Origin of the sequence: Streptomyces sp. NBC_01433, assembly GCF_026340105.1 — a bacterium.
Classification (GTDB): domain Bacteria; phylum Actinomycetota; class Actinomycetes; order Streptomycetales; family Streptomycetaceae; genus Streptomyces.
The window spans coordinates 684844-711261 of record NZ_JAPEPM010000001.1 but is presented as its reverse complement, the minus strand read 5'-3'; the positions used below and the strand labels follow the sequence as shown (position 1 = coordinate 711261).

Sequence of the window (26418 nt, the reverse complement as noted above, 5' to 3'; positions counted from 1 at the left end):
ACATCGGAAGGCGGGTTTCGGCGCAGGAAATGGCGGGAAACAAGCGGGGTTCCGCTGCACTTCGGGTACGCAGGGCCGTGGGTACGGCCACCCGACCGTATCCCCTTTATGGAGGACACGGAGAACACGCCCTTCCGGTTCGAACCCTATGTCAACCGCGAGGCTGGGACATTCCCGGAAGAGTGACCTGGATGCGGCAGCCGCGTGCTGATTCGGCCACCCCGATCCGGCCCCCGTGCAGATCCACCGCCCAGCGGGCGATGGCCAGCCCGAGACCCGTACCGCCGTCGCTGCCCGGCCCGTGCGGGGACGGCGCCTGCCCCCGGTTGAACCGCTCGAACACCCGGTGCCGCTCGGCCTCCGGGATGCCAGGACCCTCGTCGATGACCTCCAGCTCCAGCGACTCGGGGTACGCCCCACGCCGCGCCAGCACCGTGACCCGGCCGTGCGGCGGGCTGTGCTTGACCGCGTTGTCGATGAGGTTGGCGACCACCTGGTGCAGCCGCTCCGCGTCCGCGTGCGCCGTCAGCTCGGGCGGTGACACATCGAGATGCAGATGGACGTCGTTGCGCGAGTGATTGCCGGAGCCCGAGGAGAGCCTGCGCTGCGAGGCGGCCAGATTGGCCTCCTTCAGCACCCCCGACAGATACGGCCACACCTCGAAGCGCCGGGCCTTGAGCGTCACCACCCCGTTGTCCAGGCGGGAGAGATCGAGCAGGGTCTCCACCAGCCTGCCGAGACGTTCCGTCTGTTTCAGAGCCGTGCGCATCGTCTCGGGGTCGGCGGGAGACACCCCGTCCACGACGTTCTCCAGCACGGCTCTCAGCGCCGCGATGGGAGTGCGCAGCTCATGCGAGACATTGGCGACCAGCTCCTTGCGGTGCCGGTACTCCGCCTCCAGATCGTCCGCCATGCGGTTGATCGTCTGCGCCAGGTCGCCCAGCTCGTCCCGCCGCCCGGCGCCGCTCACCCGGCCCGTGTAGTCGCCGTGCGAGATCGACCGGGCCACGGCTCTCATCTCGTCCAGCGGCGCGGTCAGACCGTGCGCCACGAACTGGGTGATCAGCAGCGTGGCGATCACCGAGAACACCGTGATGAACCGGAACTCGGTCCTGGTCCGCAGGGCGACGATCAGGAGCCCCGTGGTGATGAACACCGAGACGACGACGAGCGTGCCGAGCTTGGCCTTGATCGAGAAGGGCCGCAGTCCCGCCCCTGGCCGGGTCATGGTGCCGGGGTCTCCAGGGCGTAGCCGACACCGTGCACGGTACGGATCCGCTCGGCGCCGATCTTCCGGCGCAGCGCCTTGATGTGGCTGTCGACGGTACGGGTGCCCGAGGCGTCCGCCCAGTCCCAGACCTCGGCCAGCAGCTGCTCCCGGGAGAGCACCGCGCGCGGGGTGTTGGCCAGGCAGACCAGCAGATCGAACTCGGTCGGCGTGAGGTGGACGTCCTCGGTGCGTACCCGGACCCGGCGCTGGGCGTGGTCGATCTCCAGCTCGCCCAGGCGCAGGATGCCGCTGCGCGGCGTCACCGCGGCCAGGGCCGCCCGCTCCACCCGGCGCAGCAGGACGTGCACCCGGGCCGCCAGCTCACGCATGGAGAACGGCTTGGTCATGTAGTCGTCGGCGCCGACCCCGAGCCCGACCAGCATGTCGGTCTCGTCGTCGCGTGCCGTCAGCATGAGCACCGGCACGGGACGCTGGGCCTGCACGCGGCGGCAGACCTCCAGCCCGTCGAAGCCGGGAAGCATGATGTCGAGCACCATCAGATCGGGCTGCCACGCCTCGGCCGCGTCCACGGCCGCGGGCCCGTCCAGCGCGGTCTGCACCAGAAAGCCCTCCGCCCGCAGCCGGGCGGAAATGGCGTCGACGATCGTGGCATCGTCCTCGACCACCAGCACCCGGCGCTGAGCCCCTGGGGTGGCCGCGACGCCGCTGTGGGTGGTGTGTGTCTGTTCCATCGCCCCGCCCCTGCCCGTTCTCGCGGGAGCCATTCCCCCGCAAGGCACGGTCTTCGCTCGTGGATTTCGTGGGTGATCCCTTGTACCGCTCAGCAGCGTAAAGGCAGCGGACGGCTTCCGGCTACGCAGGGTGTTGTCACGTGTGGACGAGTTCGGCCCGTCGGAGAGGCGGATCGTCGGCCTTGTGCCGGTTGCCCCGCGCCATAACGGGACACGCATACCGGGCGGGGGGTTCAGACCGTCCGAAGTGCGAGATGGACCACGTCGGGCACACCTCGGGCAACGGCTACCTCTTCAGTGCTTACCCCACTGAACCCGGCATTCCGCAAAGCGTGTTCGAAGGCGGGGGACGGCTGCGCGGACCAGACGGCGAGCACTCCGCCCGGCGTCAGACGTGCCAGGCAGTCCGCCAGACCGGCGGGGGAGTAGAGGTTTCCGTTGTCGTCCGTGACGGTCCAGTCGGGTCCGTTGTCGATGTCCAGGCAGAGTGCGTCGTAACGCTCCGTGGTCGTCCGCAGGTGCGCGACGAGGTCCATGTGCAGGACCTCGGTCCGCGCGTCGGCCAGCGCCGCACCGGAGATCCGGTCCAGCGGACCCTCCCGGTGCCAGTCGACGATCGCCTGCTCCCGCTCGACGACGACGATCCGCCCCCAGCGCTCCTCGGCGGCGGCCCGCGCCAGCGAGAATCCGACCCCGAGTCCGCCGATGAGGACGCTGGGACGGGGCCGCCCGTCCGGCAGGGCCGCGAGCGCCGCGTCGATCAGCAGACGCTCGGACCGCCCGTCCGAGGTGTCCATCAGGAAACAACCGTTGGCGATGATCTCGAAATCCGGCCCGCGCTCGCGCAGGACGACCTCGCCGAACGGTCCTTCGCGTCGGTCGAGCGTGACGGGGCTGGTGCTGGCGGACATGTGGTTGCTCTCCGGTATCCGGTGGTGGCGGTCGGTGTCCGGCCATCCTGGCGCGCGGGACGCGGTGAGGGCCAACTCTTTGACGTACCGGAGCGGATGGGCGGCCGGTCCGTTACGTCAGGGCCGCTCCGGGCGCGGACCGCGCAGGGTGAAGAGGGCGACCCCGGCCACGTACGCGGACAGCGCCATCGCCCACGCGGCGGTCTGCCCTCCCGGCTGCATCGGCCAGGCCCAGAAGGCCGCGGCCCCGCCCGGGGCGCGGGGCGCCGCCAGATAGGCCGCGCTGCCGTAGAGCGTCATCGGCAGCCAGCTCGTACCGGCCCCGAACAGGGCTGCCGCTGCCACCGTCACCCCGGTCGCGCCCAGCACGTTGCGCACCGTCGCGTCGGCGCCGAACCGCTCCGGAACGGCCAGGGCGAGCGCCCCGGCGGCCGGCACGGTCAGGGCCAGCAGATGCCCGAGCCGGCGCGGCCACCACCGGCGTGCGGCCGTACGGTCCAGCTCGTCGCTGTGCGAGAACAGGCTGGTACCGATGGCGGCGGAGGCGAACAACGGGGCGAACAGCGTCACCGGGGCGCGGGCAGTGGGGTCGAAGCCGGGCCCGTGCCCCAGCCCGTGGGCGGCCCACGCCGCGAGGAGGGCGAGCCCGGCCACCGCCACGGCGGTGGCCGGGAACGCGCGGGAGCGGAGGTAGAGGGTGGGCAGGCGCGGGAGGTGCGCGGGCAGGCCGGCCGGGGCGGTCGCGGGCGGGGTGGCGCGAGGCGCGCGAGAAGGCGCCCGGCGGCGTGCGGAACGGGGCTCAGGGGCGGTCACAGCGCCGGAACCTCCTGCGGATCGCAGCTGCCGCGCGAGGCCAGGAAGCGCCCGAGCCAGACCTTGCGTTCGGCGTCGGGCATGGCGGTGAGCCGCGCCGGATGCGGGGGATCGGGGAAAGCTTCGTCCCGGTCCGCCAGGTAGCTCACCACGGCGTCATCGGTCTCCCACACCCGCCGGGCGCCCGCCGGGTCGTTCTTCTCCAGGGATGCCGGGCAGTCGCGGGCGGTCAGCTTCCACGCGGTCTGGGCGGCGTAGTCCGCGGGGTCGGGAAACTCGTCGCGTACGACGCTCCAGCCCCGGGTCAGGGACGGCAGGGCCGATTCGTCCGCGCCGGGGCGCAGGGCGGCGTCCACGTAACGCACCGGCGCTCCCGGAACGCCGTCCAGCCGGGACAGCATTCCGGACAGCGCCTCGGACGCCCGGGGCAGCAGCGGGCCGTCCAGCCCGCCCACGCAGATCTGCGGGACGGTGTCGCCGCACACCGGCCGGGCCGCCACCGGATCGTCCCGGAACAGCCCCTCGCCGGTGCCCACGATCAGCGGCGCCACCGAGGCCGCCACGGCGAGCGGCACCAGAGCGAGGTACCGGCGCCGGGCCGCGTATCCGAGCACCGGCGCGAGCGCGAGGCCGCCCACCCAGATCACCATGACGGGCGCGAACCACCAGACGGGCACGGTCCCGTGCAGCTCGAACTGCTGGGCGGGATTCAGGAACCGGGCATCGGACGACAGATACGACGGGGCGCCCAGGGCGACGTACCCGACCGCCGCGAGCACCGGCGCGGTCAGCCGCCACCGGCACACCCGCCCCACCACGAAGCCCACGAAGGTCAGGGACACCAGCGCGCAGAGGTCGGTGACGGCGACCGCGGCCGACGGGCCGCCCGCCCCGGTGTACGGCCAGGTCGCCACGAACACCCCGGCCAGCGCGACGAGATAGCCGACTGCCGCCCACAGCGCGACGGGCAGGGCCGCCATCACCAGCCGGGCCGGCCGGCCGCGGGGCACCGACAGCCACAGCCCGGCGGTCCGGCGCCGGTGCTCGCGGCCGCCCTGCCAGCAGCCCGCGGCCGCGCCGAGCGGCCCCGCGATCAGCGTGGCGGCCGAGTGCAGCAGACCCTGGGTCTCACCCCAGCTCCCCTGCCACTCGTCCGCCTTGGCCGCCATCGGGGCCAGGACGGCCAGGGCGACGGCGGGCCCCGTCCACGGGACGGAGCCGCGCCGCAGCTCGGCGCGCAGCACGGTCCGGGCGACGGGCGGATACGGCCGCGGCGAAGGGGCCGCACCGGTGGGCTCCGGCGGGCTCACGGTGTCCGTCATCGGGCCGCCACCTCCGTACGGTGTGCGCGCAGGGCAGTGGTGTAGCCACGCTCGATGGGGTTGCCGCCGAGCCCGTCCGGCTCGCCGCCCAGCTCGATGAGCTGGGCCGTCGTCCCCCGGTAGGCGATCCGGCCGGTGTCGATCAGCGTCACATCGGTGCAGGCGGCGGCGACGTCCTCGACCAGATGCGTGGACACGATCACGGTGGACGTCTCTCCCAGCTCCCGCAGAAGCGCCCGGAACTCGACCCGCTGTTCCGGGTCCAGCCCGGCGGTCGGCTCGTCGAGCAGCAGCAGCGCCGGTTCGTTGACGATGGCCTGGGCGATACCGACGCGCCGGATCATGCCGCCGGACAGCGTCTTCGCCTTCGTGTCGATCCGGTCCGCCAGACCCACGCGCTCCACGGCGCGTTCCACGGCCGACGCCACCCGCGCCCCGTCCATCTCCTTGAGCCAGGCCACGTAGGCGATGAACTCGCGGACCGTGAAGCCGGGGTAGTGGCCGAACTCCTGCGGCAGATATCCGAGCCTGCGCCGCACCGCCGACCGGCCGCGGTGGTCCGACGCGGCGCCGACCTCGTTGCCGAGCAGCTCCACCCGGCCGTCGGCGGGGGCCGCCACGGTCGCCAGGACCCGGATCAGCGAGGTCTTGCCCGCGCCGTTCGGCCCGAGCAGGCCGTGCACGCCCGGCGCGAAGTCCAGGTCGACGGCGTCCAGCACGGCCTTCCCGCGGTGCCGGACGGTCAGTCCGGTGACCCTTACGCTCACAACGTCTCCAGATGGTCGAAGGATCTACGGCGTACGGCGATCAGCGCCGCGCATACGAGGGCACCGGCCGCCCAGCAGCCCTGGATGCCCGGCCCCGCGAAGTACGGGGCGGCCCAGGCCACCAGCGCGGCGCCCCCCGGCGCCGCGCCGACGGTGGGCAGGACGACCGCGGCGGTCCAGCCCGCCGCGACGACCGAGGCGCCCGCGCGGCAGCCGATGTACGAGCCGAGGGCGAGCGCCGCGAGGGTCATCGCCAGCCCCGGCAGCAGCCACGCCGCGGCACCGGGCCCGCCCGCCGAGGCGGGCAGCAGCGCACCGGCGCAGGTCAGCGCCGGAATGCTCACCCCGAGCACGGCGGCGGACCTGGTCAGCAGCAGCCCCACCCCGCCGGACGGGGTCGAGGCGGCGATCTCGTGCAGGGGGTCGGCATGCCGTCCGTACGAGACGACGACCCCGGCGAGCGGGAGCACCGGCGCGGTCAGGAACAGCAGCGGACGCGCGGCGGCTCCGAGCCCCGCCCCGTACGCCAGGACCACCGCCCCCACGGCCACCAGCACGAGCGCCAGCAACCACGGGCCGCGCAGGGCGGGCCCCGCGGCCCAGAGGATCCGGGCGATCTTGGGGATCGGCGCGGTCGGCGCGGTCGGCGCGGTCGGAGGGACCGGGGTGGTCGGAGGGACCGGGGGGACGGCCGCACGGTCGTGCATCCGGGCGGCCCCGACCACCCCACCAGCCCCACGCGTCTCGCGGGCCCCACCAGCCTCGGCGAGTGCCGCGGTCAGCACCGCCGCCCGGACGTCGGCCAGTACCGTCGTCGCCGCTCCCCGGGCCCGGACCGCCGACGACACGCGGGCCGCGCAGGCCCCGCAGATCTCGATGTGTTTCTCCAGCGACCGGGCGGCCGTCCCGGACGCCGTGCCGTCCGCGTACCGTGCCGCCGACTCCTGCCCCACGTGCCGGCCCGTGCCCGTGGCGGCTCCGGATGTCCTGCCGTGCCTCATGCCGTGCCTCCCAGTGGGGCGTCGTTCGGCGCCGGCCGGGCCAGGGCGGCGCGCAGTTCGCGTCTGGCCCGCATCGCGCGGGTCTTCACCGTGCCCTCCGGGATGCCGAGCAGCCGCGCGGTCTCCCGGGTCGTCAGGCCGTCGACCACCGTCGCGCGCAGCACCTCCCCCAGCTCGGGCGGGATCCGGTCGAGCGCGTCGCCCACGTCCCCGTACTCCAGCCCGGCCAGCACCCGTTCCTCGGTGGAGGGCACGGTGGTGCTCCACCCCGTGTCGGCGGGCCGGTCCAGCCGGGCCGCGGCCCGCTGGGCGTCGACCAGCCGACGGGCGGCGATCACCCACAGCCAGCCGCCCGCCGGCCCGCCCCGGTGCGTCCCGGCGGACCGCCAGACGGCCACGAAGGTGTCCTGAAGCACCTCCCGTACGGTCTCGGCGTCCGGGCACCGGCGGCTCAGCCGGGCGTGGAGCCAGCCCGCGTGCCGGTCGTACAGCGTGCCCAGGGCCACCGCGTCCCCCCGCGCGACCGCCCGCAGCAGCGCCGCGTCCTCGCCCCTCCCGTCCGCACGGTCCCCGTCGTCCTCGTAGATCGCGTCGTCCCGGTGGTCCGGGACCTCCCCCGCAGGGCGCAACAGCCTCACACCCTCCCTATCGACGGCCGGACCGTATCCGGTTCATGGAAGGCGGGAGGCCCCGCAGGTGTTGCACCCGGTACGGAGGCACGGAAGGCACTGAGGCACGGGAGGCACTTGCGGCAGGGCGGCGCGGGGCAGCGGCACCGGCCGATCGCTCAGAGCGAACACGGAGCGGGGAACAATCGGCCGCTCAGGTGCATTGAGTCCACATAGCTCAACTTGCCTGCCGAAGGGGAGATCATGACTACGGAGTCCAAGGCGTTCACAACGATCGACCTGCCCGTGCTGCCGCTCGACGACGAAGTCGTACTGCCCGGAATGGTGGTGCCGCTGGATCTGTCGGACGCGGAGGTGCGGGCCGCCGTCGAGGCCGCGCAGGCCGCCGCGCGTCCGGGCGACGGCAAGCCCGAGGTGCTGCTGGTGCCAAGGATCGACGGGACGTACACGGGGACCGGTGTCCTCGGCACCGTCGAGCAGGTCGGGCGCCTGTCGGACGGTGACCCGGGTGCGCTCATCCGGGCCCGTGACCGGGTGCGGATCGGGGCCGGGACGAGTGGTCCCGGCGGAGCGCTGTGGGTGGAGGGGACCCGGATCGACGTGGTCGTTCCCGAACCCCTGCCCGGCTCCGCGGCGGAGCTCGTCAAGGAGTACAAGGCGCTCGCCACCAGCTGGCTGAAGAAGCGCGGTGCCTGGCAGGTCGTGGACCGGGTCCAGCAGATCGAGGACATCTCCGCGCTGGCGGACAATTCCGGTTACTCACCCTTCCTGACCACCGCGCAGAAGGTCCAGCTGCTGGAGACCACGGACGCGGTCGCCCGGCTGAAGCTCGCCGTCCAGTGGCTCGGTGAGCACCTCGCCGAGCAGGATGTCGCCGAGTCCATCGCCAAGGACGTCCAGGAGGGCGTCGACAAGCAGCAGCGCGAATTCCTGCTGCGGCGTCAGCTCGACGCCGTACGCAAGGAGCTCTCCGAGCTCAACGGCGACCCGGAGGACGAGTCCGACGACTACCGGACCCGCGTCGAGGCCGCCGACCTTCCCGGGCACGTCCGCGAGGCCGCGCTCAAGGAGGTCGACAAGCTGGAGCGCTCCTCCGACCAGAGCCCCGAGGGCTCCTGGATCCGGACCTGGCTGGACACCGTTCTCGAACTTCCCTGGACCGAGCGCACCGAGGACGCCTACGACATCCGCGGCGCGCGGCAGATCCTGGACGCCGAGCACGCGGGCCTGGCGGACGTGAAGGAACGGATCACCGAGTACCTCGCGGTGCGCAAGCGCCGTGCCGACCGGGGCCTCGGAGTGGTCGGCGGGCGGCGCGGCGGTGCCGTGCTCGCGCTCGTGGGCCCTCCCGGCGTCGGCAAGACCTCGCTCGGTGAGTCCGTCGCGCATGCCATGGGCCGCAAGTTCGTCCGCGTCGCGCTCGGCGGTGTCCGGGACGAGGCGGAGATCCGGGGCCACCGGCGTACGTACGTGGGCGCGCTCCCCGGACGCATCGTGCGGGCCATCAAGGAGGCCGGTTCGATGAACCCGGTCGTCCTGCTGGACGAGATCGACAAGGTCGGCTCGGACTTCCGGGGCGACCCGGCCGCCGCCCTCCTCGAAGTCCTGGACCCGGCCCAGAACCACACCTTCCGCGACCACTACCTGGAGGTCGAACTCGACCTCAGCGACGTGGTGTTCCTGGCCACGGCCAATGTCCTGGAAGCCATCCCGGAGGCGCTGCTCGACCGTATGGAGCTGGTCCGGCTGGACGGCTACACCGAGGACGAGAAGGTCGTCATCGCCCGTGACCACCTGCTCCCGCGCCAGCTGGAGCGGGCCGGTCTGGAGAAGGACGAGGTCGGCCTCGACGAGTCCGCGCTGCGCAGGCTGGCGGGCGAGTACACCCGCGAAGCCGGCGTACGGAATCTGGAACGCGCCGTCGCCCGGCTGCTCCGCAAGGTCGCGGCCCAGCACGAACTGGGCGACCGTGAGCTTCCGTTCACGGTGACCGAGACGGATCTGCGCGGTCTGATCGGGCGACCGCACCACGTTCCCGAGTCCGCCCAGGACCCGGCCGAGCGCCGTACCGCGGTGCCGGGCGTGGCCACCGGTCTCGCGGTGACCGGAGCCGGTGGTGACGTGCTGTTCGTGGAGGCGTCGCTGGCCGACCCGGAGACCGGGGCGTCCGGGCTGACCCTCACCGGCCAGCTGGGCGACGTCATGAAGGAGTCGGCGCAGATCGCGCTGAGCTTCCTGCGGTCCCACGGCGCGGAACTGGAACTGCCGGTCGCGGACCTCAAGGACCGCGGCGCGCACATCCACTTCCCGGCGGGCGCGGTCCCCAAGGACGGGCCCAGTGCCGGTATCACCATGACGACGGCGCTGGCCTCGCTGCTCTCCGGGCGGCTGGTCCGTACGGATGTGGCGATGACCGGTGAGGTATCGCTGACCGGACGGGTGCTGCCGATCGGCGGTCTGAAGCAGAAGCTCCTGGCGGCCCACCGCGCGGGCATCACCACCGTGGTGATTCCCAAGCGGAACGAGGCCGACCTGGACGACGTCCCCGCCGAGGTCCTCGACACGCTGGAGGTCCACCCGGTGACCGATGTCCGCCAGGTGCTGGAGATCGCCCTCGCCCCGGCCTCGGCCAGGGTCGAGGAGAGGATCCCGGCAGCCGCCTAGGTGCCACGGCGTGACGGGCGTGGCACCAGGCGCGCGGCCGGTACGGACGGCCCGCCCACCCGAGTCAACGGGGGGCGGGCCGTTCCGCGTGCGGTCATCGGTGCCGGGCGTCGGCGCCCGTGCCGACGCCCTCGGCGGTCAGCGGCGGTCAGGGCCCGCTAGGGGCGGTAGATGGTGCCCGGCTCCGGGGTGGCCGGGGCCATCAGCTCGGGGACCGTCACGAAGGTGTAGCCCTTCTTCTGGAGCGCGTCGATGATGCCCGGCACGGCGGGCACGGTGCCCTTGTAGATGTCGTGGAGCAGGATGATGCCGTCCTTGCCCGCCTGGTCGAGTATCCGCTTCTTGATCAGCGCGGAGTCGTTCGTCGAGTAGTCCTTGGCGGTGGCGCTCCAGAGGATCTGCGAGAGCCCCAGGTCCTTGCTGATGCCGGAGACCGTGTCGTCGGTGCGGCCCTGCGGCGGACGCATCAGCCGGGGCTTCTTCCCGGTGATCTTCGCGATGGCGTCCTGGGTCTTCTTCAGCTCGGCGCGTATCTCGTCGGGCTTCTTGTCCGTGAGGATCTCGTGCGACCAGGTGTGGTTGGCCACCTCGTGGCCCTCGTCCTCGATGCGCTGCACGGTGTCGGGGTGCTTGAGGACGTGGTCCCTGCCGAGCAGGAAGAAGGTGGCGTGCACCTTCTTCTCCTTGAGGATGTCCAGGAGGTGCGGGGTGTCCTTCGCCGGACCGGCGTCGAAGGTGAGGGCTATGCACTTGGCCTTGCGGCAGTCCACCGGCCCGAACGAGCCCTTGGCGTCGGACGCGGCGTCCTGACGTGCCGAGCCCGGAGCGGTCGTCTCCATCGAGCAGCCGCTCAGCGTGAGCGTGAGCGCAGTCACAAGGACGGCAGCCAACCCGGTACCGAACGACTTCGTCTTCCTGGGCAAGGCAGGTCACTCCTCCATGAACGTAGATCCGCACACTCGTGCGGTACGGCCAGGACTATACACAGCACGTATACATGGTGTTCATAGCGGGGTGCGCGCAGCGCGGAGCCCCGGTGACACCTGCTGGTCACCGGGGCTCGGTCGTACGGTTTCCTCGGGGTCGATCAGCCGTTGGCCAGCGCCTGTACGCGGTCGAGGGCGCCGTTGAAGCGGTTGTGGTCGCCGACCGTCGGGCCGGACGAGGTGTACTGCCACATCGTGTAGAAGCCCCAGCCGGCCGGGAGTTCACCGACGGTCGAGTTGTAGCGGGCCACCCAGAGCGGGTTGGTGGCTCCGAAGCTGGCGTTGTTGCCCGTGCACGTCTGCCACCAGCTGGTCGCGGTGTAGATCACCGGGTCCCGTCCGGTGCGTGCCTTGTAGGTGTTCACGAAGTCGCGTATCCAGGCGACCATGCCCGCCTGGGACAGCCCGTAGCACTGGGCTCCGTACGGATTCCACTCGATGTCCAGCGCGCCCGGCAGCGTCTTGCCGTCCCTGGACCAGCCACCCCCGTTGTCCACGAAGTAGTTGGCCTGGGCCGCTCCGCCGGTCGTGTTCGGGGTGGCGAAGTGGTACGAGCCCCGGATCATCCCGACGTTGTAGGAGCCGTTGTACTGCTGGGCGAAGTCCTCGTTCTTGTAGTACGTGCCTTCGGTGGCCTTCACGTAGGCCCAGCGCACGCCGCTGTTCCAGAGCGTCGCCCAGTCGACGGCGTTCTGGTGTCCGCTGACGTCCACACCTTCGGTCTGCACGGCGCGCGGGTCGCGCGGCAGTCCGCCCTGGCCGTCGTGCTCGATGACGCCCTGGCCCATCCGGGCGGTACCGCGGGCGGGGGTGTCGCCGGCCGCGGCCGTGCCGGGTATGGAGAGGAGGAGGGGAAAGGCTGCGAGCAGGGTTCCCGCGGCGGCGAAGCGCGAGCGGCGGGGCGAACCGGATCTGAGCACGGGCATGGTGCGTGCCTCCGAGGACTCGGTGGGGGGAGCGTGGGGGAGCTGCTGACCCGGGAGCGGTTGGGGGGCCGCCCCCGCGAGGGCATCATGGTGTGTTCATGCCACCCATGACACTCATGACGCTACGCACGTAGACCCGTACGGCGGAAGGGGGCCTGCGCGCCGCCGTTGGTCTACGCCTGCGAAATACTGACCGAGCTGCGGTGATGACCGGTGGCGAAAGAAACTTTCATCGGCGGGAAAGCGTATGAGGGGTGCTGACGTGCACGGGAGCCAAAGAGGGCCGGAACCCGATGCCGAAGCGGGGAGTGGTGTGGACCACGAATTCCTCGCGCTGGAGCGTGAGTTGGCGGTCTTTCTGCGCCGGGCGCGCGCCAACTCGGGCGAGATGGCCCGCGAGGTGCATCCCGACCTGGAGTCGGCCGCCTACGGCCTTTTCGTACGCCTGGAGTCGGCGGGGCGTCAGCGAGCCACCGAACTCGCGGGCTACTTCGGCGTCGGCAAGGCGACGATGAGCCGTCAACTGCGCGCCCTGGAAGACCTCGGACTGGTGGCACGCGAACCCGATCCGGCGGACGGCCGCGCCTGGCTGGTCCATCTCACCGATGAGGGTCTGGCCCGCTTCCGCAGCGTCCGCGACGCCCGTCGTAGCCGCTATGTGAGCAAGCTCGCGGACTGGGACCGGGCCGAGGTGGCGGAACTGGCCCGGCTGCTGGCCCACTTCAACGCCCGCGCGGAGGACTGACACGCACGCCGGGGCGGAGGGCCGGGCACCGGGCGGCCGTCACCCCGGCGGCCCGGACAGCCCTGGGGAGGAAACCGCGGGACGGCCCTCAGAACTCCACGAACACCGCCGTGGCGTCGTCATGCGTCTTGCCGCGGCGCAGGTACGTGCGGTCCGTGTCGGCGTTCTCCAGCTCCCGCACCCGGTCGATCAGCCCCTGGGGCCCCACCTTGCGCAGAAGCCCCAGAGCGGCCGTCCAGTCGCCCTCGCGGAACGTCTCCGTCCAGCGGCCCGCCCCGTCCGTCAGCGCGGCCAGCGACCGGACCTCCGTCAGCGGGACCTCGCCGGTTACGGAACGTGACGCCACCGAGGGGTCGGCGGCGGCCGTGAAGAAGCCGCCCTCCTTGTTGCGCGCCTGCGCGTCGGCGATCGCGTCGGAGGCCAGGGAGCCGGGCGGCAGCCGGTCGAGACGGTCGTCGAGAACCGGCCGAACCGTCCCGTCCGTCGCCTCCAGGAGGAGGGCCGAGTCGGAGAGCACCAGGTACTCGACCGTGTGTTCGTCCCAGCGCGCCAGGACGACGGTTGCCTGAGGCGTACGTACGTGAGAAAGGTCACACGTCGGGCGATGGGCGTCGGCGGTGCGCCGGATGGACTCCGAAAGGATCTCGGTAAGCGTCAGATCTCGTCGCGAACCCGACAGTTCGGCCAGTGCGCCACCCAGTCGCGAGGTGAACCAGGGAACCGGGTGCACACATCCGACGTTGCCCTGAGGTGGTGTGACGCCGTCCAGCAGGACCAGCGCTCCACCCTGCCCGGACGCGGGAAGAATGGTCGAGGTCCAGTCCTCGTTGGGGCGTTCGGGACTGCCGGGAGCGGAGGCGAGTTCGATGCGCATGCGGCCAGTCTGCACGCACTCTTCACGGAGCCTGCACGAGACGGTCGTTGGCTCGTACCGGCAGGTCAGTACGGTCCCCCCAGGCGGAAGGAATGGCTCCGCCGGGCATGCGGGCGGGCATCCTGCCAAAGCCGGGGCGGAAGTTCCACCCCGGCGGCCATGTGTGGCAGATAGGGCGCGCGGGCAGACTTGTTCGTCAACTCGGGAGTGATGTTCACTCGTTCGAGTGGCGGAGCGGTTGATGCGCGCCCCCCTCTCAAAAGCGCTGGAATGGTCGGAAGCCGTACCAGGAGCGGGGGCGCCTTTTTACGTGACCGAGCGTCACCTCCGCTTCAAGGGTGGACGAGTCAAGATTGCGAGCACCGGTGCAGAAGAAGCGGCCGCGGAGCAAGGGCAGCACGCGCGACGGTTCCGGGGCGATGCCTCCGGCGGCGGGCGCCGACAAGCGGACCGTGCGGGTACGCAGTCGGCTGGTCGCGGGCGTGGCCGTCGTCGGGATCACCGTCATCGCGGCAGGTGCGCCCGCCGCCCTTGACGCCTCCTCAGAACTGAACGAGTCCCAGAGCCTGGTCACCCTCGCCGAGCTGAACCAGCAGGCGATCACCCTCGCGCACTCCCTCGCCGACGAGCGCGACACGGTCACCGCGTACATCGCCGCCGGCCGTGACGAGGGCGAGGGCGGAAAGGGCGACGGCAAGGGCGGCAAGAACGCCGACGCCAAGAGCCGCAGCACCCGGGTCGACCAGCAGATCGACGAGATCCGAGCCGCCGCACCCGCCACGCTGCGCCGCGACCTCTCCACCGTCCCCTCCCTGCGCCGTGACGCCCTCACCGGCAAGGGATCGGCACTGGAGGCCCACCAGGCGTACTCCGAGGTCATTTCCAAGCTCCACGACCTCGCCGACGAGCTCGCCGAGAAGACCCCGCCGCGCGCCGCCGAGGCCACCCGCGCCCCGCTCGCGCTGGGCGGCGCCGTCGAGCAGGCGTCCGCCACCCGCGGGCTTCTCCTCGCCGCCCTCGCCGTCCCCGGCAAGAAGGCCGCGGAGGCGCAGACCGACCCGATCACCGGGCTGCCGCTGGAGACCCAGGACGAGGGCGGCTCCGAGGGTGACCGCGACCGGGACGAGCTGAGCGCCGCCGCCCAGCAGGCCCGGGTCCGCGAACTGGCCTCGCTCGCCGACTTCGACCAGGCGGCGAGCCCCGTCGCCCGCGACAAACTGGCCACCGTCGTCACCGGGTCCGAGGTCAACAGCGCGGAGAAGTACCTCTCCAGGCTCACCGACCGGCCCGAGCTCTCCGCGTCGGACCGCGAGGCGAACGCGAAGAAGGTCGGGACGGCGCTCTCCGCCCGGATCGACCGGATGCGCAGCGTCGAGTCCGCCCTCGGCACCGCCCAGGTCCAGCGGCTGGAGGGGCTGCGCGACGACGACGTCACCGCGCTCGAACTGAGCATCGCGCTGCTCGGCGGCTGCTTCCTGATCGCCGTCGGCGTCTCCACCGCCGTCGCCCGCACGCTGACCCAGCCGCTCGCCGTCCTCAGGATCGGCGCCGCCCGCCTCGCGAGCGAACCGGAGAGCGCCGAACCGGTCCGCTACACCGGCCGCAACGACGAGTACGCCCAGGTCGTCCGGTCGATGAACACGCTGCACGGCAAGCTGCGCGGGCTGCACCACGAGTTCACCGGCCGCTTCGAGAACCTCCAGGGCGAGCGCGCCGAACTGATCGCGGGCCGCGAGGCCCTCACCCTCCAGCGGGCCGAACTCCAGGTCCACGCGGCGGATCTCGCCGCCCAGCTGGAGCGGCTGAAGAACACGGTCCACCACACCTTCGTCAACCTCTCGCTGCGCACCCTCGGCCTGGTCGAGCGTCAGCTCGGCGTCATCGAGGGCCTGGAGGAGCGCGAGCAGGACCCGGACCGCCTGGGCACGCTCTTCAAGCTGGACCACATGGCGACCGTCATGCGCCGCCACAGCGAGAACATGCTGGTCCTCGCGGGCGCCGAGCACGGCCACAGCCACCCGAGCCCGATCCCGCTGGTCGACGTCCTGCGCGCGGCCGTCAGTGAGATCGAGCGGTACGAACGGGTCACCATCCAGTCCCTGCCGCCGCACGCCCAGATCGCGGGCTTCGCCGCGGACGACCTCAGCCACCTGGTCGCCGAACTCCTGGAGAACGCGACCGCCTTCTCGCCGCCGGATTCCCATGTCGAGCTCTCCGGCTGGCTGCTGGAGACCGGTGAGGTGATGCTCTCCGTGCAGGACGAGGGCATCGGCATGTCGTCGGTCCGGATGGGCGAACTCAATGCCAGGCTGGCCGACCCGACCTCGTTCGAGGCGGGGGAGCAGAATGCCGACGGCGCCGGGCTCGGGCTTCAGGTGACCTCGCTGCTGGCCGCGCGTCACGGCGTACGGGTCCAGCTGCGCGAGCAGAAGGGGAGTGGAGTGACGGCTGTCGTCGTCCTGCCGCAGTCCCTGCTGCCGAAGGCGCCTCCGGCCGCCTCGCCGCCGCCGGTGCCGAAGTCCGGGGACGCGCCGTCGCTGAACCTGCCGGGCTCGGTCGCCGAGGCCAACTCCAACGCACTGCCCGGCCGTTCGCTCGCGGTCCCCGCCGAGCACGCCGAGCACATCGAGCCGGCCGAGCACACCGAGCCGGCCGACCACGTCGAGCCGGCCGACCACGTCGAGCCGGCCGACCACGTCGAGCCGGCCGAACCCGCCGAACCCGCCGAACCCGCCGACCACGTCGAACCCGCCGAGTACGTCGACCCGCTGATCGCCGCCGCCGAGCAGACGATCCGGGACGCCGGGTTGCAGCCGCCCGCAGAAGCCCGGGTTCCGGCCCCCGCACCCGAGTCCGCGCCCGAGCAGGCGCCGACCGAGCCGGAGCACACGCCGAGCGAACCCGCGCACACGCCGTCCGAGTCCGAGATCACCCTCCAGGTGCGGCTCCCGGTGGTGCCGGAGGAGACCTCGGACCCGTACGCGATCGGCCCCGACCGGCACGAACGCCCCGCCGACCCCGGCCACACGCAGCCCGTCCCGGCCGCCCGGGAGCCGTACGCCGCCCCGGTGGCACCGGAGCCGCCCGCCGCGCCCGCGCCCGCCACGGCGGCGGACACCTTCCCCGGGCCCCGGCAGCCGTCGGCCGAGCGGATCACCGACAAGGGGCTGCCCAAGCGCACCCCCAAGGTCGTCCAGCCCGCCGCGGCACCCACCACCGAGCGCAAGGGCAGCCTCGACAAGGAAGCCCTGCGCCGTCGGCTCGGCGGCTTCCACCAGGGCGCGAAGGACGGCCGGCGCGATGTCGAGGTGGAGATCGCCGAGAGCACCGGCCAGGTGGCCGTCGCCGACTACGACGCTGAGCGCACCGTACAGACCGAGCGCACCGCACAGACCGCGCGCAGTTCACAGACCGAGCACACTGAGCTGGCCGGCCGCACGGATGACCGGACCGATGAGACGGGGGACACAGTCGAGGAGGCACGCAGTTGACTGCGCCCAGCACATTCGGGCTGAGTACCGAAGCCCGGAACCTTCACTGGTTGCTGAGCAATCTGGTGGAGGAGGTGCCAGGGGTCCACTCGGTCACCGTCGTCTCGTCCGACGGACTCATGCTGCTCTCCTCCGATCCCGGCCATCTGACCGCCCGCACGGAAGGCCGCCAGGACGGGCCCAGGGGATCCAGCGCCGATCTCGCCACCATCGTCTCCGGTATCGGCTCCCTCACCGTGGGAGCCGCGAAGCTGATGGACGGCGGAGGCGTCAAGCAGACGATGGTCGCCATGGACGAGGGCAGCGTCTTCGTCATGTCGATCAGCGACGGCTCCCTGCTCGGCGTGCACGCCACCCCCGACTGCGACATGAGCGTCATCGCGTACCACATGGCGCTCTTCGTCGGCCGTGCCGGACACGTCCTCACCCCCGAACTCCGCAGTGAGCTGCGCAAATCGATGGAGAGCACCCAGTGACGTCCGCTGCTGAACCCGCCCGCAGGCTCCCCGTCCGGGGGTCCGACAAGAAGCCCGCGCGGGTCCGCCCGTACTCCCTCACCGGGGGCCGCACCCGCTTCGGGCACGTCCTGCTCGTCGAGACGTTCGTCGCCGCGCTGGAGGCACCCGAGGAGCGCCGCGAGCTCACCAACGGCAACCTCGCCTCGCGCGTGATGCCGGAGCTCCAGGCGATCGTGGAACTCTGCCGCCGGATGCGTACGGTCGCGGAGATCTCGGCCCTGCTGAAGATGCCCCTCGGCGTGGTCCGGGTGCTGCTCAGCGACTTGGCCGACCAAGGAAAGATCCGCGTGTACGGAACCGGCCACGGCGCCGGACAGCCCGACCGCGCACTCCTCGAAAGGGTGCTCAATGGACTCCGTCGTCTCTGAGTCGCCGCTCTTCGCCCCGCGTCAGCCGGGGCCCAGGGACCAGGCCGACGAATCGATCCAGAGCTGGCAGCTCGACCACACCCGGGCCCCCATCGCCACCAAGATCGTGGTCGCGGGCGGATTCGGGGTGGGCAAGACGACGTTCGTCGGCTCGGTCTCCGAGATCACCCCGCTGAAGACCGAAGCGCTGATGACCCAGGCCAGCGAGGAGACCGACGATCTCTCCGCGACGCCCGAGAAGACCACCACGACCGTCGCGATGGACTTCGGCCGGCTCACGCTCGACGACGACCTCGTCCTGTACGTCTTCGGCACACCCGGCCAGCAGCGCTTCTGGTTCATGTGGGACGACCTGGTGCGCGGCGCGATCGGCGCGGTCGTGCTCGCCGACACCCGGCGGCTCGCCGACTGCTTCCCCGCCCTCGACTACTTCGAGAGCTGTGGACTGCCGTACATCGTGGCGGTCAACCACTTCGAGGGCACTCCCGGTTACGAGCCGGAGGACGTCAGGGAGGCCCTGACCGTACCCCCGCACGTGCCTGTTGTGATCATGGACGCGCGCAACAGGATCACGGTCGTCGAGTCGCTGCTGGCCCTGGTCGGCCACGCCCTCGACGCCACCCCGGCGTAGAGCCACGGCGTCAGCCGGAAACACGTAACGGAGAAACCGCGATGCGGAAGATACTCATAGTCGGAGCCGGTCAGTCCGGTCTCCAGCTCGCCCTCGGCCTTCAGTCGAGAGGGTACGAAGTCACCCTGATGTCCAACCGCACGGCCGACGAGATCCGGTCCGGCCGGGTCATGTCGACCCAGTGCATGTTCCACACCGCCCTCCAGCACGAGCGCGACTACCAGCTCAACTTCTGGGAGTCGCAGGCGCCAAAGATCGAGGGCCTGGGTGTCTCGGTCGCCGCCCCTGACTCCTCGCGGGCCGTCGACTGGGTCGGCAAGCTGGACGGGTTCGCCCAGTCCGTCGACCAGCGCGTGAAGATGGCCGGCTGGATGGAGACCTTCGCCCAGCGTGGCGGTCAGCTCGTCATCCACGGTGCGGCCGTCTCCGACCTGGACTACTTCTCCCGCACCTACGACCTGGTGATGGTCTCGGCCGGCAAGGGCGAGCTGGTCTCCATGTTCGGCCGGGACGCGTCCCGTTCGCCGTTCGACGCCCCGCAGCGCGCGCTGGCGGTCGCGTATGTGCACGGCATGGGCGTGCGCCCCGAGCACCCCGACTTCGACGCGGTCCGCTGCAACCTGGTCCCTGGCGTCGGCGAGCTGTTCGTCATGCCGACCCTGACCACCTCCGGCCGCGCGGACATCCTGTTCTGGGAGGGCGTCCCGGGCGGCCCGCTGGACGTCTTCCAGGGCATCAAGGACCCGTCCGAGCACCTCGCCACGACGCTGGAGCTCATGGAGAAGTTCACCCCGTGGGAGTACGCGCGCGCCACCAAGGTCGAGCTGACCGACGCCAACGGCACTCTGGCGGGCCGTTACGCCCCGACCGTCCGCAAGCCGATCGGCCGGCTGCCCGGCGGCGGTCTGGTCCTCGGCGTGGGCGACGTGGTCGTCGCCAACGACCCGATCACCGGGCAGGGCTCCAACTCGGCTTCCAAGTGCGCGAACGCGTATCTGGACTCGATCATCGAGCACGGCGACCGCGAGTTCGACGCGGCGTGGATGCAGTCCACGTTCGACCGTTACTGGGACACCGCGCGGCACGTCACGAAGTGGACCAACGCGATGCTCGGCGTACCGCCGGAGCACGTCCTGAACCTGATCGGCGCCGCCGGTCAGCTCCAGCCGGTCGCCGACCGCTTCGCCAACGGGTTCAACAACCCGGCGGACTTCGACAACTTCTTCTTCGAGCCCGAGAAGACGAACGCGTACCTCGCCGAGGTCTCCGGGGCCTGATCCCGGCCGTCCGGCGGCCGGGCCGGAGTCGATGTGCCGACCCGCCGGCCCGGCCGCCGCATGCGCCGGTCTACGCGTCCGGGTCCGTGTCCGAGCTGTACCCCGCGTCCGAGCCCTCCGCCGCGCCCTCGGGCAGCTCCGGTGGCGTGTACGTGCTCAGCGGCGTGCCCTGCGGATCGGGGCGCACCGCGCCCAGCAGCGGGTTCGACGCGACCGGCGACACCTTCACCGAGGCCCCGGGGCGCGGCGCCTGCACCACCATGCCGTCGCCGATGTACAGCGCCACATGGGTCGCCTTCGGGAAGTAGACCACCAGGTCACCGGGGCGCAGCGACTCCATGGGCACCTTCGGCAACTCCCGCCACTGCTCCTGCGACGTCCGCGGAATGGCGTGCCCCGCCTTCGACCAGGCTTGCGAGGTGAGCCCGGAGCAGTCGAAGGAGTCCGGGCCCTCCGCGCCCCACAGATACGGCTTGCCGATCTGCTCGACCGCGAACGCGACGGCGTCACCGCCCTGTTCGCTGGGCGGCCGGGTCGAGCTGAGCGCTCCCGAGGTGACCAGCTCGCGCTGGGCCTTCGCCGTGTTCCGCCCCTCCAGCGTCGCCAGTCCGGCGAGCTGCTCGGCGGAGAGCGTGGCCAGCAGTGCCTCGACCCTGTTCAGCTTCGACCGCACGGTGTCGCGCTGCTTCTTCTGCTTCGCCGTCAGCGCCCGCTGCTCGGCGAGCGCCTTGCGGGACGCGGTCGCCAGCGCGGCGGCGCGCTTCTCGGCACCGGTGAGCCGGTTCACCGTCGCCGCCCGTCCGGCGGCGGCCCGCTCGATGACATGGCTCTGGTCCAGGGCGTGTACGGGGTCGCGGGCCAGCAGCAGATGCAGGTACGCGGAGTACTCGGACCGCCCCTGGTACTGCTCACGGGCCAGCCGCCCCGCGTCATCCCGGCTGCCGTCGAGGGCGCGCCTGGCCTTCGCGAGATCGGACGTCAGTCTCCCGGTCGCCGCGGTGCGCTTCTTCAGCTGCTCGGCGGTGCCGTTGTAGGTCTCGGTGGCCTCTTCGGCCTGCTGATAGAGCGTCCGCAGCTCCGTCAGCAGCTCGCCGACGCTCTTGGAGGTTCCGGGGCCGGCGCCCGCCTCGGGGACGTCCGCGCCGGGGCCCGGGTCGGAGTCCGCGTCCGTGTCCAGGCCCGCGCCGGAATCCAGGTCCAGGTCCAGATCCGCGCCCGCGTCCGAGTCCGAGTCCGAGTCCGCGACCCCGGCTTCATCCCCCGACGGCGTGGATTCCCCCGAGGGGGCGGGGCTCGGGTCGACGGAGTAGGCGGGCGCGGCGGTGGCGGGGGAGGTCACGACGAGTGCGGCCAGCGCCGCCGTGCAGACCGCGCGCAGGATTCTGCCTGACATGACATCACCTCCGTGACGGGGGCGGAGCGCCGTGAAGGAGCCCCGTATAAGTAGGCGAATATGATTAATCCGCTCACTCGATGTCGGGTGAGGCAAGCACCGCGCGGCGTGGCGGCCGACGGATCCCCCGAAAGGCGGTGCCGGGGGTCCCGTCGGCGGGGCGTCACTCCACGGGGAAGGAGTGGAACGTCCGGTCCCGCTGGACCACGACGGTCTTCTTGGCGGTCAGGGTCCGGTACGGGGCCGTGACCGTGGCTCCCTTGGGGTCCTGCGCCCCGATGTCCTGGAACTTCCACAGCCGCCGCCCGTCGGCCGCCGAGAACACGGTGACCTGGGAGGCGTCGGCGGCGATCAGGGTCTTCTCGCTGGCGCTGAGGGTGATGGCGGGGGCGTTGCCACCGAGCGGGACCTCCGTCGAACGCCGCCACACGAGCCGGCCGGTCTCCCGCTGGACCGCGCCGACCTCCTGGCTGCGGTTGGTGGTGTGCAGCAGGGGTCCGGCCACCACGGGCGTGCCGTACACGGAACCCGTACCACCGTTCAGGACCCACACCGGCTTGGCGGTGTCCGCCTCGAAAGCCTGAAGGTTCGTGCCCACCGCGCCGTACAGCCGGCCGTCCTCGTCGCCCAGCACACCCGCTCCCGGGGCGACGGCGCCGTACTGCTTCGCCCACAGCAGCTTGCCGGTCTTCTGGTCGAACGAGCGGATGGTGCCCCTGCCCTTGGCGGACCTGACGTCGGCGGGCGTGAGGGTCGCCGCGTCCTGGCGTACGAGAAGGTCGGCGGAGCGCTCCGCGACCAACTGGTAGGAGGGCGTTCCCGGGGCCCGCCCGGCGGGTACGGCCGTGCGCCACAGCTCCTTGCGCCGCACGATGTCGTACGCGAAGAAGTACGCCTGGACGACCTGCTTGTCCTTGCCCGGCTTCTTGCCCTTCTTCGGCTTCGGGGCCTTCACCGTGACCGTGTTCGAGCCGGTGAACCAGATGACGGGCCCGGACTGCCCGGTGATCCGGCCCACCGTCAGATCCGGTACGCCGGTGAACTGGTCCACGTACCGCACCCGGTGCTTGACCGCGCCGTCCTCGGGCGACAGCCACAGGAACTCGGTCGGGCTCGCCACGAAGCAGAGGTCCTCGCCCGCCGCCAGGGCCGTCTGCCCCTTCGCGGCGTCGGCGCGCTGCCAGACGCGCTTCCCGGTGCGCAGGTCGACGCCGGTCGCCTGGCTCTCGCTGGTCAGCACCAGCAGCTTGTCCTGCCACAGGGCGGTGGTGAGCGGCGTCGACTCGGAGTCCGGGTGCGCGTAGGTCCACCGAGGCTCCGGGGCCTGCCCCGGAAGGGTTCGGGGGCGGTCCGGGGCGGGCTTGTCGTCGTCGGCGGACGGGCTGTCGTCCGACCCCAGTAGGGCGACGGCACCACCGCCGACGATCAGCCCGGCGGCCGCGGCGCCCGCCGTGATCAGCAGGGCCCGGCGGCTCGCGGTGGGAGCGGGGGCCGGAGCCGGGGGCGGCAGGGGGAGCGACACCATCGGGGTGGCCGCCGGTGCGGCGGCCCCCGGCAGCGCGGCGGCGGCGTACGGGGCGGGGCCGCCCCGGTGGTGCTGGTACGGCGCCGCGGGGGAGGGGGCCGGAAGGGCCGGAGGGGCCTGTGCGGCGGCCGGGGCGGCGGCGGTCAGCTCGCGGGGGACGGCGAGCTGGGTCGTCGGATGGTCGGTCCTCGGGGCGCCGGACACGGTTCCGAGGAAGCGGGTGGTTCCCCGGTCCTCCTCCCCGACTCCGACTCCGACTCCGGATCCGGAGTCGGATCCGGATCCAGCTGCGGCTGCGGCCACGGATCCGGCCGCGGCTCCGGACGGGGCCGCAGGCGCGGCCACGTCGGCACCACGTGCGACGACGACGGCGTCCTCGGGCCCGTCCGCCTCGGCCGCCGCCTCGACCGGCGCCTCCAGTCCCCGTACCCGCGCCTCCTGGTCCGCCACCGCGGCCGACAGCCGCTCGGGGAGCCAGCCGCCCCTGGCGAGGCCCGCCGCGCCCTCCAGCGCCAGTTCCGCGGCGACCGAACCGGCGCTCGGCCGCTGATCCGGGTCCTTCGCGAGGCACCCGGCGATCAGTTCCCGCAACCCTTCGGGCACGGCGCCCAGTTCGGGATCCGCGTGCGCGATCCGGTCGGCCGCCTCCTCGGGCGGGCCGTCCGCGAACGGCGCCGTACCGGTGGCCGCGTACGCCAGCAGCAGCCCGAGCACGAAGAGGTCGGAGGGCGCGCCCGCTTCCCCGCCCTCGGCCTGCTCGGGCGTCAGGTACCCCAGCCGTACCGAGAGCTGCCCGCCCCTCGCCTCGGCGGAGGCCGCCGCGCCCAGCGGGCCGAAGGCGGTGAGCCGGGGGCCGTCCTCGGCCAGCAGCACCGTCCCGGGAGCGAGCCCCTGGAGTACGGCACCGCCCGCGTGCACCCGGGAGAGGATCTCGGCGATGCCCGCGCCCAGTATCCGCACCGCGCGTTCGGGCAGCGGTCCGGCGAGGCCGATCGCCTCGGACAGGGTCAGCGCGGGGACGTAACCGGTGGCCGTCCAGAGGGCGTCGGGCTCCTCCGCCGTGCTGTCGGTGCCGTCGTCACGGGTGACCCGGATGTCGAGCGGCGGCGTCACCCAGCCACCCGCCAGGCGTTCGGCGGTGCGGGCCTCCGACCGGAAGCGGCGGCGGAAGGCCGGTACCTCGGCGAGGGCGGGCCGCGCCGCGGTGATCACGGCGCGTTCGTCCGCGCCGGTCTCCCGCGCCAGATACTGCACGGCGGCGGCGCCCTCACGGAAGCGTGCCAGCACGGTGTACCGGCCGAAATGACGTGGATCGTCCTGACGCAGCGCCTCCATGGCGCACCCCCCTCGTGACCGTCCCTCGGCACCTGACCGTCGATCTTAGGGCCTGCCCCGCGCCGGTCCGCCCCACCGGCTCAGCCGCCGCTCCCGGGCTTTGTCCAGGGCCACTTGAGGGTGCGCGGCTCGCGTCCCTCGGGGGCGTACTCGTACACCCAGCCGCGCTGGATCCCGAGCCGTTTCGAGTACCCGGCCGGAACCCGCCGGTACGCGTACACGGTGGCCGGCCCGCCGTCGGCGTCCGGCACCGGGACCTCGTACCACTTGGGCGGGTGGCCGGTCGGGCCGAGGAGGACGGGCAGCACCCTGCCGTCCAGGGGGCCGCCGGTGAAGGGGGTGTTCTCGCTTTTCACCGGGTCAGTCTGACGCAGCGGGAGCGGGCAGCAGGTGCGCCGCCTCGCCGACGACCGGGAGAACCAGCGCCGCCAGCCGTCCGGCCGGTCCTCCGGCGGTCTCCAGGGCCAGCAGGTCCGCCACCGCGGACCGGGTCTCCGGGTCCGTCGCCGCGGTCGCCGCGAGCAGCGCGATCAGATGGTCGACCAGCCAGCCGCGCAGCTCGGGCGCCGGGGGCTGCTTCTCCTCGTCGAGCCAGATCAGGGACGCCGCCTCGACGGCGGCGATCCAGGTGCGCACCATCATGTGCAGCCGCCGCCCCGCGGGACGCCGGCCGGGACCCGTGCCCCGGCCGAGGTGCAGCAGTATCTGTTCGGCCGCCGCCCGGCGTACGCCGTCGACGATCGCCGTCGTACGGGAGGTCTCGGCGACGCTGCCGCCCTGGAGCAGGGCGCTGAAACCGGCGTCGTGCTCGTCGACGAAGCCGAGGTAGCGGTCCAGGACCCGGCTCACCCGCTCGGTGGGCGGGCCCACCGCGGGCTCGGTGAAGCAGAGCTTCAGCTCGTCCGCGGCGGAGCGGAGCGCCGCCTCGTACAACTGCTGCCGCCCGCCGGGGAAGTAGCGGTAGACGAGGGGCCGGGAGACACCGGCGACCACCGCCACCTCGTCGAGCGAGACCTCGTCGGGAGCCCGGTGCGCGAAGAGGCTGAGCGCCGCGCCGAGGAGCTGGGTGCGACGCTCCTCGACGCTGAGCCTGCGGTACGCACGGGGCGGCGGCGGGGCTGCGGCGGTGGAGGTCATGGCCCGAAGCCTAACGGGCCGCCCCGCGCCGGGGAGCGGGCTCAAGCCAGCAGGCCGGAGCGCTTCCACAACCGGCGGCCGACCCCGTTCAGTACGCCGATGTCGTCGTAGAAGTCCGTCAGCCGCTTCGCGCCCGACTGCATGACCTCCTTCCGGTGGCCGCTCGCCCGCACCTGGGCGACGGCCTCACGGGGGTCCAGGCCGACGTTCCCGTACACCTGCGGATTGACGAAGCAGACGGAGAAGACGCGCGCGGCCTCCCCGCAGCTGATCCGGGTGAGCTCCCGCTCCCAGCGCGGCGCGGTCACCATCTGGCGGCGCAGCTCCTCGCGGGCGTACCGGACGTGCCGGGCCTCCTCGACGACATGGATGCGGGTCACGCCGCGCACCAGGGTCTGGACCCGCTCGTCCGGGAAGGTCAGCCGCTGCATCCAGTCGAGGATCTCCTCGCCGAGCAGGGTCGCGGCGAACGAACCGGGCGTGGTGGACACGGTCTTCAGGACCCGCGCCAGGTTGTGGTAGACCCGCGGGACCGGGTAGGTGGGGGCCCCGCCCCAGTCGATCATGCGGCCGAACATGATGGAGTGCCGGCACTCGTCGGCGATCTCGGTGAGCGCGTACCGGACGTGGTTGCTGGTCACCGGCTTGTCGTAGACGTGCCGGACCAGCAGCTGGATGAGGATGATCTCGAACCAGATCCCGAGCGAGGCGAGCGCGGCCGACTCGTGCCTGGCCAGGTCCATCCGCTGCTCCTCGGACATCCTGTCCCACAGCGGGGTGTCGTACAGGGAGACGAGCTCCGGCGGCCAGAACCACTTGCCCTCCTCGACGGCGGAGTCCCAGTCGAGTTCGGTCTCGGGGTCGAAGGAGTGCTTGGCCGAGGATTCGAGCAGACGCGCGGCCACCTGCTCGCGGTCGCGGAGCGGGCCGAGTGCGTCGCGGAGCGCCTGCACATCGCGATCGGTCACTGTCGTCATGGCTGGGGGCACCTCACACGTGGGTTACCGGCGGTCACTCCTTATGAGACTGCTTGTCAGCAAGACCGTCAATCCCTTGCGCACGACTTGTTGACCCAGCGTCTACCAGCGTGTGAACCTGCCAGGGAAGCAGTCGGTGGAAGTACTCAGAAAACGATCAATGCGC

The 26418-nt window shown here is 72.2% G+C and carries 23 protein-coding genes; 7 read left to right on the top strand and 16 right to left on the bottom strand.

Annotated features, from left to right (window positions below):
* Positions 1 to 151: 151 nt before the first annotated feature.
* From OG413_RS03015 to OG413_RS02980, 8 genes are all read right to left on the bottom strand, one after another.
* Entirely contained in the window at positions 152 to 1228 is a 1077-nt protein-coding gene (locus tag OG413_RS03015) for a HAMP domain-containing sensor histidine kinase (protein ID WP_266802858.1), read from the bottom strand.
* Complete coding sequence (locus OG413_RS03010; RefSeq protein ID WP_266802857.1) at positions 1225 to 1962, bottom strand: response regulator transcription factor; 738 nt, start codon at positions 1960 to 1962, stop codon at positions 1225 to 1227. Before OG413_RS03010 ends, OG413_RS03015 begins: the two co-directional genes overlap by 4 nt.
* Positions 1963 to 2195: 233 nt before the next feature.
* On the bottom strand, positions 2196 to 2873 hold the full coding sequence (locus OG413_RS03005; RefSeq protein WP_266802856.1) for a spermidine synthase: 678 nt from the start codon (positions 2871 to 2873) through the stop codon (positions 2196 to 2198).
* 117 nt (positions 2874 to 2990) lie between these two features.
* Complete coding sequence (locus tag OG413_RS03000) at positions 2991 to 3578, bottom strand: hypothetical protein (RefSeq protein ID WP_266809850.1); 588 nt, start codon at positions 3576 to 3578, stop codon at positions 2991 to 2993.
* 104 nt (positions 3579 to 3682) lie between these two features.
* A complete protein-coding gene (locus tag OG413_RS02995) occupies positions 3683 to 5008 on the bottom strand; it encodes a hypothetical protein (protein ID WP_266802855.1) in 1326 nt (441 codons plus the stop codon).
* Entirely contained in the window at positions 5005 to 5775 is a 771-nt protein-coding gene (locus OG413_RS02990) for an ABC transporter ATP-binding protein (protein WP_266802854.1), read from the bottom strand. The genes OG413_RS02995 and OG413_RS02990 overlap by 4 nt, the downstream gene beginning before the upstream one ends.
* Positions 5772 to 6776: a zf-HC2 domain-containing protein gene (locus tag OG413_RS02985; protein WP_266802853.1), complete on the bottom strand. Its 1005-nt coding sequence runs from the start codon at positions 6774 to 6776 to the stop codon at positions 5772 to 5774. The genes OG413_RS02990 and OG413_RS02985 overlap by 4 nt, the downstream gene beginning before the upstream one ends.
* The gene (locus tag OG413_RS02980) at positions 6773 to 7363 is read right to left on the bottom strand and encodes an RNA polymerase sigma factor (RefSeq protein ID WP_266809848.1); all 591 of its coding nucleotides are present in this window, start codon (positions 7361 to 7363) and stop codon (positions 6773 to 6775) included. The genes OG413_RS02985 and OG413_RS02980 overlap by 4 nt, the downstream gene beginning before the upstream one ends.
* 285 nt (positions 7364 to 7648) lie before the next feature.
* Between OG413_RS02980 and lon the strand changes: the two genes are divergently transcribed.
* Positions 7649 to 10069 (top strand): endopeptidase La, encoded by a 2421-nt coding sequence (gene lon / locus OG413_RS02975; RefSeq protein WP_266802852.1) that lies wholly within the window; start codon positions 7649 to 7651, stop codon positions 10067 to 10069.
* A 158-nt stretch (positions 10070 to 10227) separates the two neighbouring features.
* On the opposite strand, the gene OG413_RS02970 is transcribed toward lon, so the two are convergent.
* The gene (locus OG413_RS02970) at positions 10228 to 10992 is read right to left on the bottom strand and encodes a polysaccharide deacetylase family protein (RefSeq protein ID WP_266802851.1); all 765 of its coding nucleotides are present in this window, start codon (positions 10990 to 10992) and stop codon (positions 10228 to 10230) included.
* Positions 10993 to 11156: 164 nt separating this feature from the next.
* Positions 11157 to 11981: a lysozyme gene (locus OG413_RS02965; RefSeq protein ID WP_266802850.1), complete on the bottom strand. Its 825-nt coding sequence runs from the start codon at positions 11979 to 11981 to the stop codon at positions 11157 to 11159.
* A gap of 247 nt (positions 11982 to 12228) precedes the next feature.
* Here OG413_RS02965 and OG413_RS02960 point away from each other — a divergent pair, with 247 nt between their 5' ends.
* Positions 12229 to 12726 (top strand): MarR family winged helix-turn-helix transcriptional regulator, encoded by a 498-nt coding sequence (locus tag OG413_RS02960; protein ID WP_266802849.1) that lies wholly within the window; start codon positions 12229 to 12231, stop codon positions 12724 to 12726.
* A gap of 88 nt (positions 12727 to 12814) precedes the next feature.
* On the opposite strand, the gene OG413_RS02955 is transcribed toward OG413_RS02960, so the two are convergent.
* Positions 12815 to 13600, bottom strand: coding sequence for a protein phosphatase 2C domain-containing protein (locus OG413_RS02955; protein ID WP_266802848.1), 786 nt, complete (start codon positions 13598 to 13600; stop codon positions 12815 to 12817).
* A gap of 365 nt (positions 13601 to 13965) precedes the next feature.
* On the opposite strand from OG413_RS02955, the gene OG413_RS02950 reads away from it, so the two are divergent.
* The 5 genes from OG413_RS02950 to OG413_RS02930 are packed head-to-tail and all read left to right on the top strand — an operon-like array spanning position 13966 to position 19885.
* On the top strand, positions 13966 to 17091 hold the full coding sequence (locus OG413_RS02950) for a nitrate- and nitrite sensing domain-containing protein (protein WP_266809846.1): 3126 nt from the start codon (positions 13966 to 13968) through the stop codon (positions 17089 to 17091).
* The gene (locus OG413_RS02945; protein WP_073717844.1) at positions 17088 to 17567 is read left to right on the top strand and encodes a roadblock/LC7 domain-containing protein; all 480 of its coding nucleotides are present in this window, start codon (positions 17088 to 17090) and stop codon (positions 17565 to 17567) included. The genes OG413_RS02950 and OG413_RS02945 overlap by 4 nt, the downstream gene beginning before the upstream one ends.
* Positions 17564 to 17977, top strand: coding sequence for a DUF742 domain-containing protein (locus tag OG413_RS02940; protein WP_073717843.1), 414 nt, complete (start codon positions 17564 to 17566; stop codon positions 17975 to 17977). Before OG413_RS02945 ends, OG413_RS02940 begins: the two co-directional genes overlap by 4 nt.
* Complete coding sequence (locus tag OG413_RS02935) at positions 17958 to 18608, top strand: ATP/GTP-binding protein (protein WP_266802847.1); 651 nt, start codon at positions 17958 to 17960, stop codon at positions 18606 to 18608. The genes OG413_RS02940 and OG413_RS02935 overlap by 20 nt, the downstream gene beginning before the upstream one ends.
* Positions 18609 to 18649: 41 nt before the next feature.
* Positions 18650 to 19885 (top strand): styrene monooxygenase/indole monooxygenase family protein, encoded by a 1236-nt coding sequence (locus OG413_RS02930; protein WP_266802846.1) that lies wholly within the window; start codon positions 18650 to 18652, stop codon positions 19883 to 19885.
* A 70-nt stretch (positions 19886 to 19955) separates the two neighbouring features.
* On the opposite strand, the gene OG413_RS02925 is transcribed toward OG413_RS02930, so the two are convergent.
* From OG413_RS02925 to OG413_RS02905, 5 genes are all read right to left on the bottom strand, one after another.
* Entirely contained in the window at positions 19956 to 21278 is a 1323-nt protein-coding gene (locus OG413_RS02925) for an NlpC/P60 family protein (protein ID WP_266802845.1), read from the bottom strand.
* Positions 21279 to 21441: 163 nt separating this feature from the next.
* Complete coding sequence (locus tag OG413_RS02920; RefSeq protein WP_266802844.1) at positions 21442 to 24138, bottom strand: PQQ-binding-like beta-propeller repeat protein; 2697 nt, start codon at positions 24136 to 24138, stop codon at positions 21442 to 21444.
* 80 nt (positions 24139 to 24218) lie between these two features.
* Entirely contained in the window at positions 24219 to 24494 is a 276-nt protein-coding gene (locus OG413_RS02915; RefSeq protein WP_266802843.1) for a hypothetical protein, read from the bottom strand.
* 4 nt (positions 24495 to 24498) lie between these two features.
* Positions 24499 to 25275, bottom strand: a complete 777-nt coding sequence (locus OG413_RS02910) for a TetR/AcrR family transcriptional regulator (RefSeq protein WP_266802842.1) — start codon at positions 25273 to 25275, stop codon at positions 24499 to 24501.
* 41 nt (positions 25276 to 25316) lie between these two features.
* Positions 25317 to 26252 carry a diiron oxygenase gene (locus OG413_RS02905; RefSeq protein WP_266802841.1) on the bottom strand — a complete coding sequence of 312 codons (936 nt, stop codon included), beginning with the start codon at positions 26250 to 26252 and terminating at the stop codon, positions 25317 to 25319.
* Between the last annotated feature and the right edge of the window lie 166 nt (positions 26253 to 26418).

Bases quoted from the DNA above. Each gene is read 5' to 3' on its own strand.
- OG413_RS03015 (WP_266802858.1), bottom strand. From the start codon at position 1,228: ATGACCCGGCCAGGGGCGGGACTGCGGCCCTTCTCGATCAAGGCCAAG.
- OG413_RS03010 (WP_266802857.1), bottom strand. From the start codon at position 1,962: ATGGAACAGACACACACCACCCACAGCGGCGTCGCGGCCACCCCAGGG.
- OG413_RS03005 (WP_266802856.1), bottom strand. From the start codon at position 2,873: ATGTCCGCCAGCACCAGCCCCGTCACGCTCGACCGACGCGAAGGACCG.
- OG413_RS02995 (WP_266802855.1), bottom strand. From the start codon at position 5,008: ATGACGGACACCGTGAGCCCGCCGGAGCCCACCGGTGCGGCCCCTTCG.
- OG413_RS02985 (WP_266802853.1), bottom strand. From the start codon at position 6,776: ATGAGGCACGGCAGGACATCCGGAGCCGCCACGGGCACGGGCCGGCAC.
- lon (WP_266802852.1), top strand. From the start codon at position 7,649: ATGACTACGGAGTCCAAGGCGTTCACAACGATCGACCTGCCCGTGCTG.
- OG413_RS02965 (WP_266802850.1), bottom strand. From the start codon at position 11,981: ATGCCCGTGCTCAGATCCGGTTCGCCCCGCCGCTCGCGCTTCGCCGCC.
- OG413_RS02960 (WP_266802849.1), top strand. From the start codon at position 12,229: ATGAGGGGTGCTGACGTGCACGGGAGCCAAAGAGGGCCGGAACCCGAT.
- OG413_RS02955 (WP_266802848.1), bottom strand. From the start codon at position 13,600: ATGCGCATCGAACTCGCCTCCGCTCCCGGCAGTCCCGAACGCCCCAAC.
- OG413_RS02935 (WP_266802847.1), top strand. From the start codon at position 17,958: ATGGACTCCGTCGTCTCTGAGTCGCCGCTCTTCGCCCCGCGTCAGCCG.
- OG413_RS02930 (WP_266802846.1), top strand. From the start codon at position 18,650: ATGCGGAAGATACTCATAGTCGGAGCCGGTCAGTCCGGTCTCCAGCTC.
- OG413_RS02925 (WP_266802845.1), bottom strand. From the start codon at position 21,278: ATGTCAGGCAGAATCCTGCGCGCGGTCTGCACGGCGGCGCTGGCCGCA.
- OG413_RS02920 (WP_266802844.1), bottom strand. From the start codon at position 24,138: ATGGAGGCGCTGCGTCAGGACGATCCACGTCATTTCGGCCGGTACACC.
- OG413_RS02910 (WP_266802842.1), bottom strand. From the start codon at position 25,275: ATGACCTCCACCGCCGCAGCCCCGCCGCCGCCCCGTGCGTACCGCAGG.
- OG413_RS02905 (WP_266802841.1), bottom strand. From the start codon at position 26,252: ATGACGACAGTGACCGATCGCGATGTGCAGGCGCTCCGCGACGCACTC.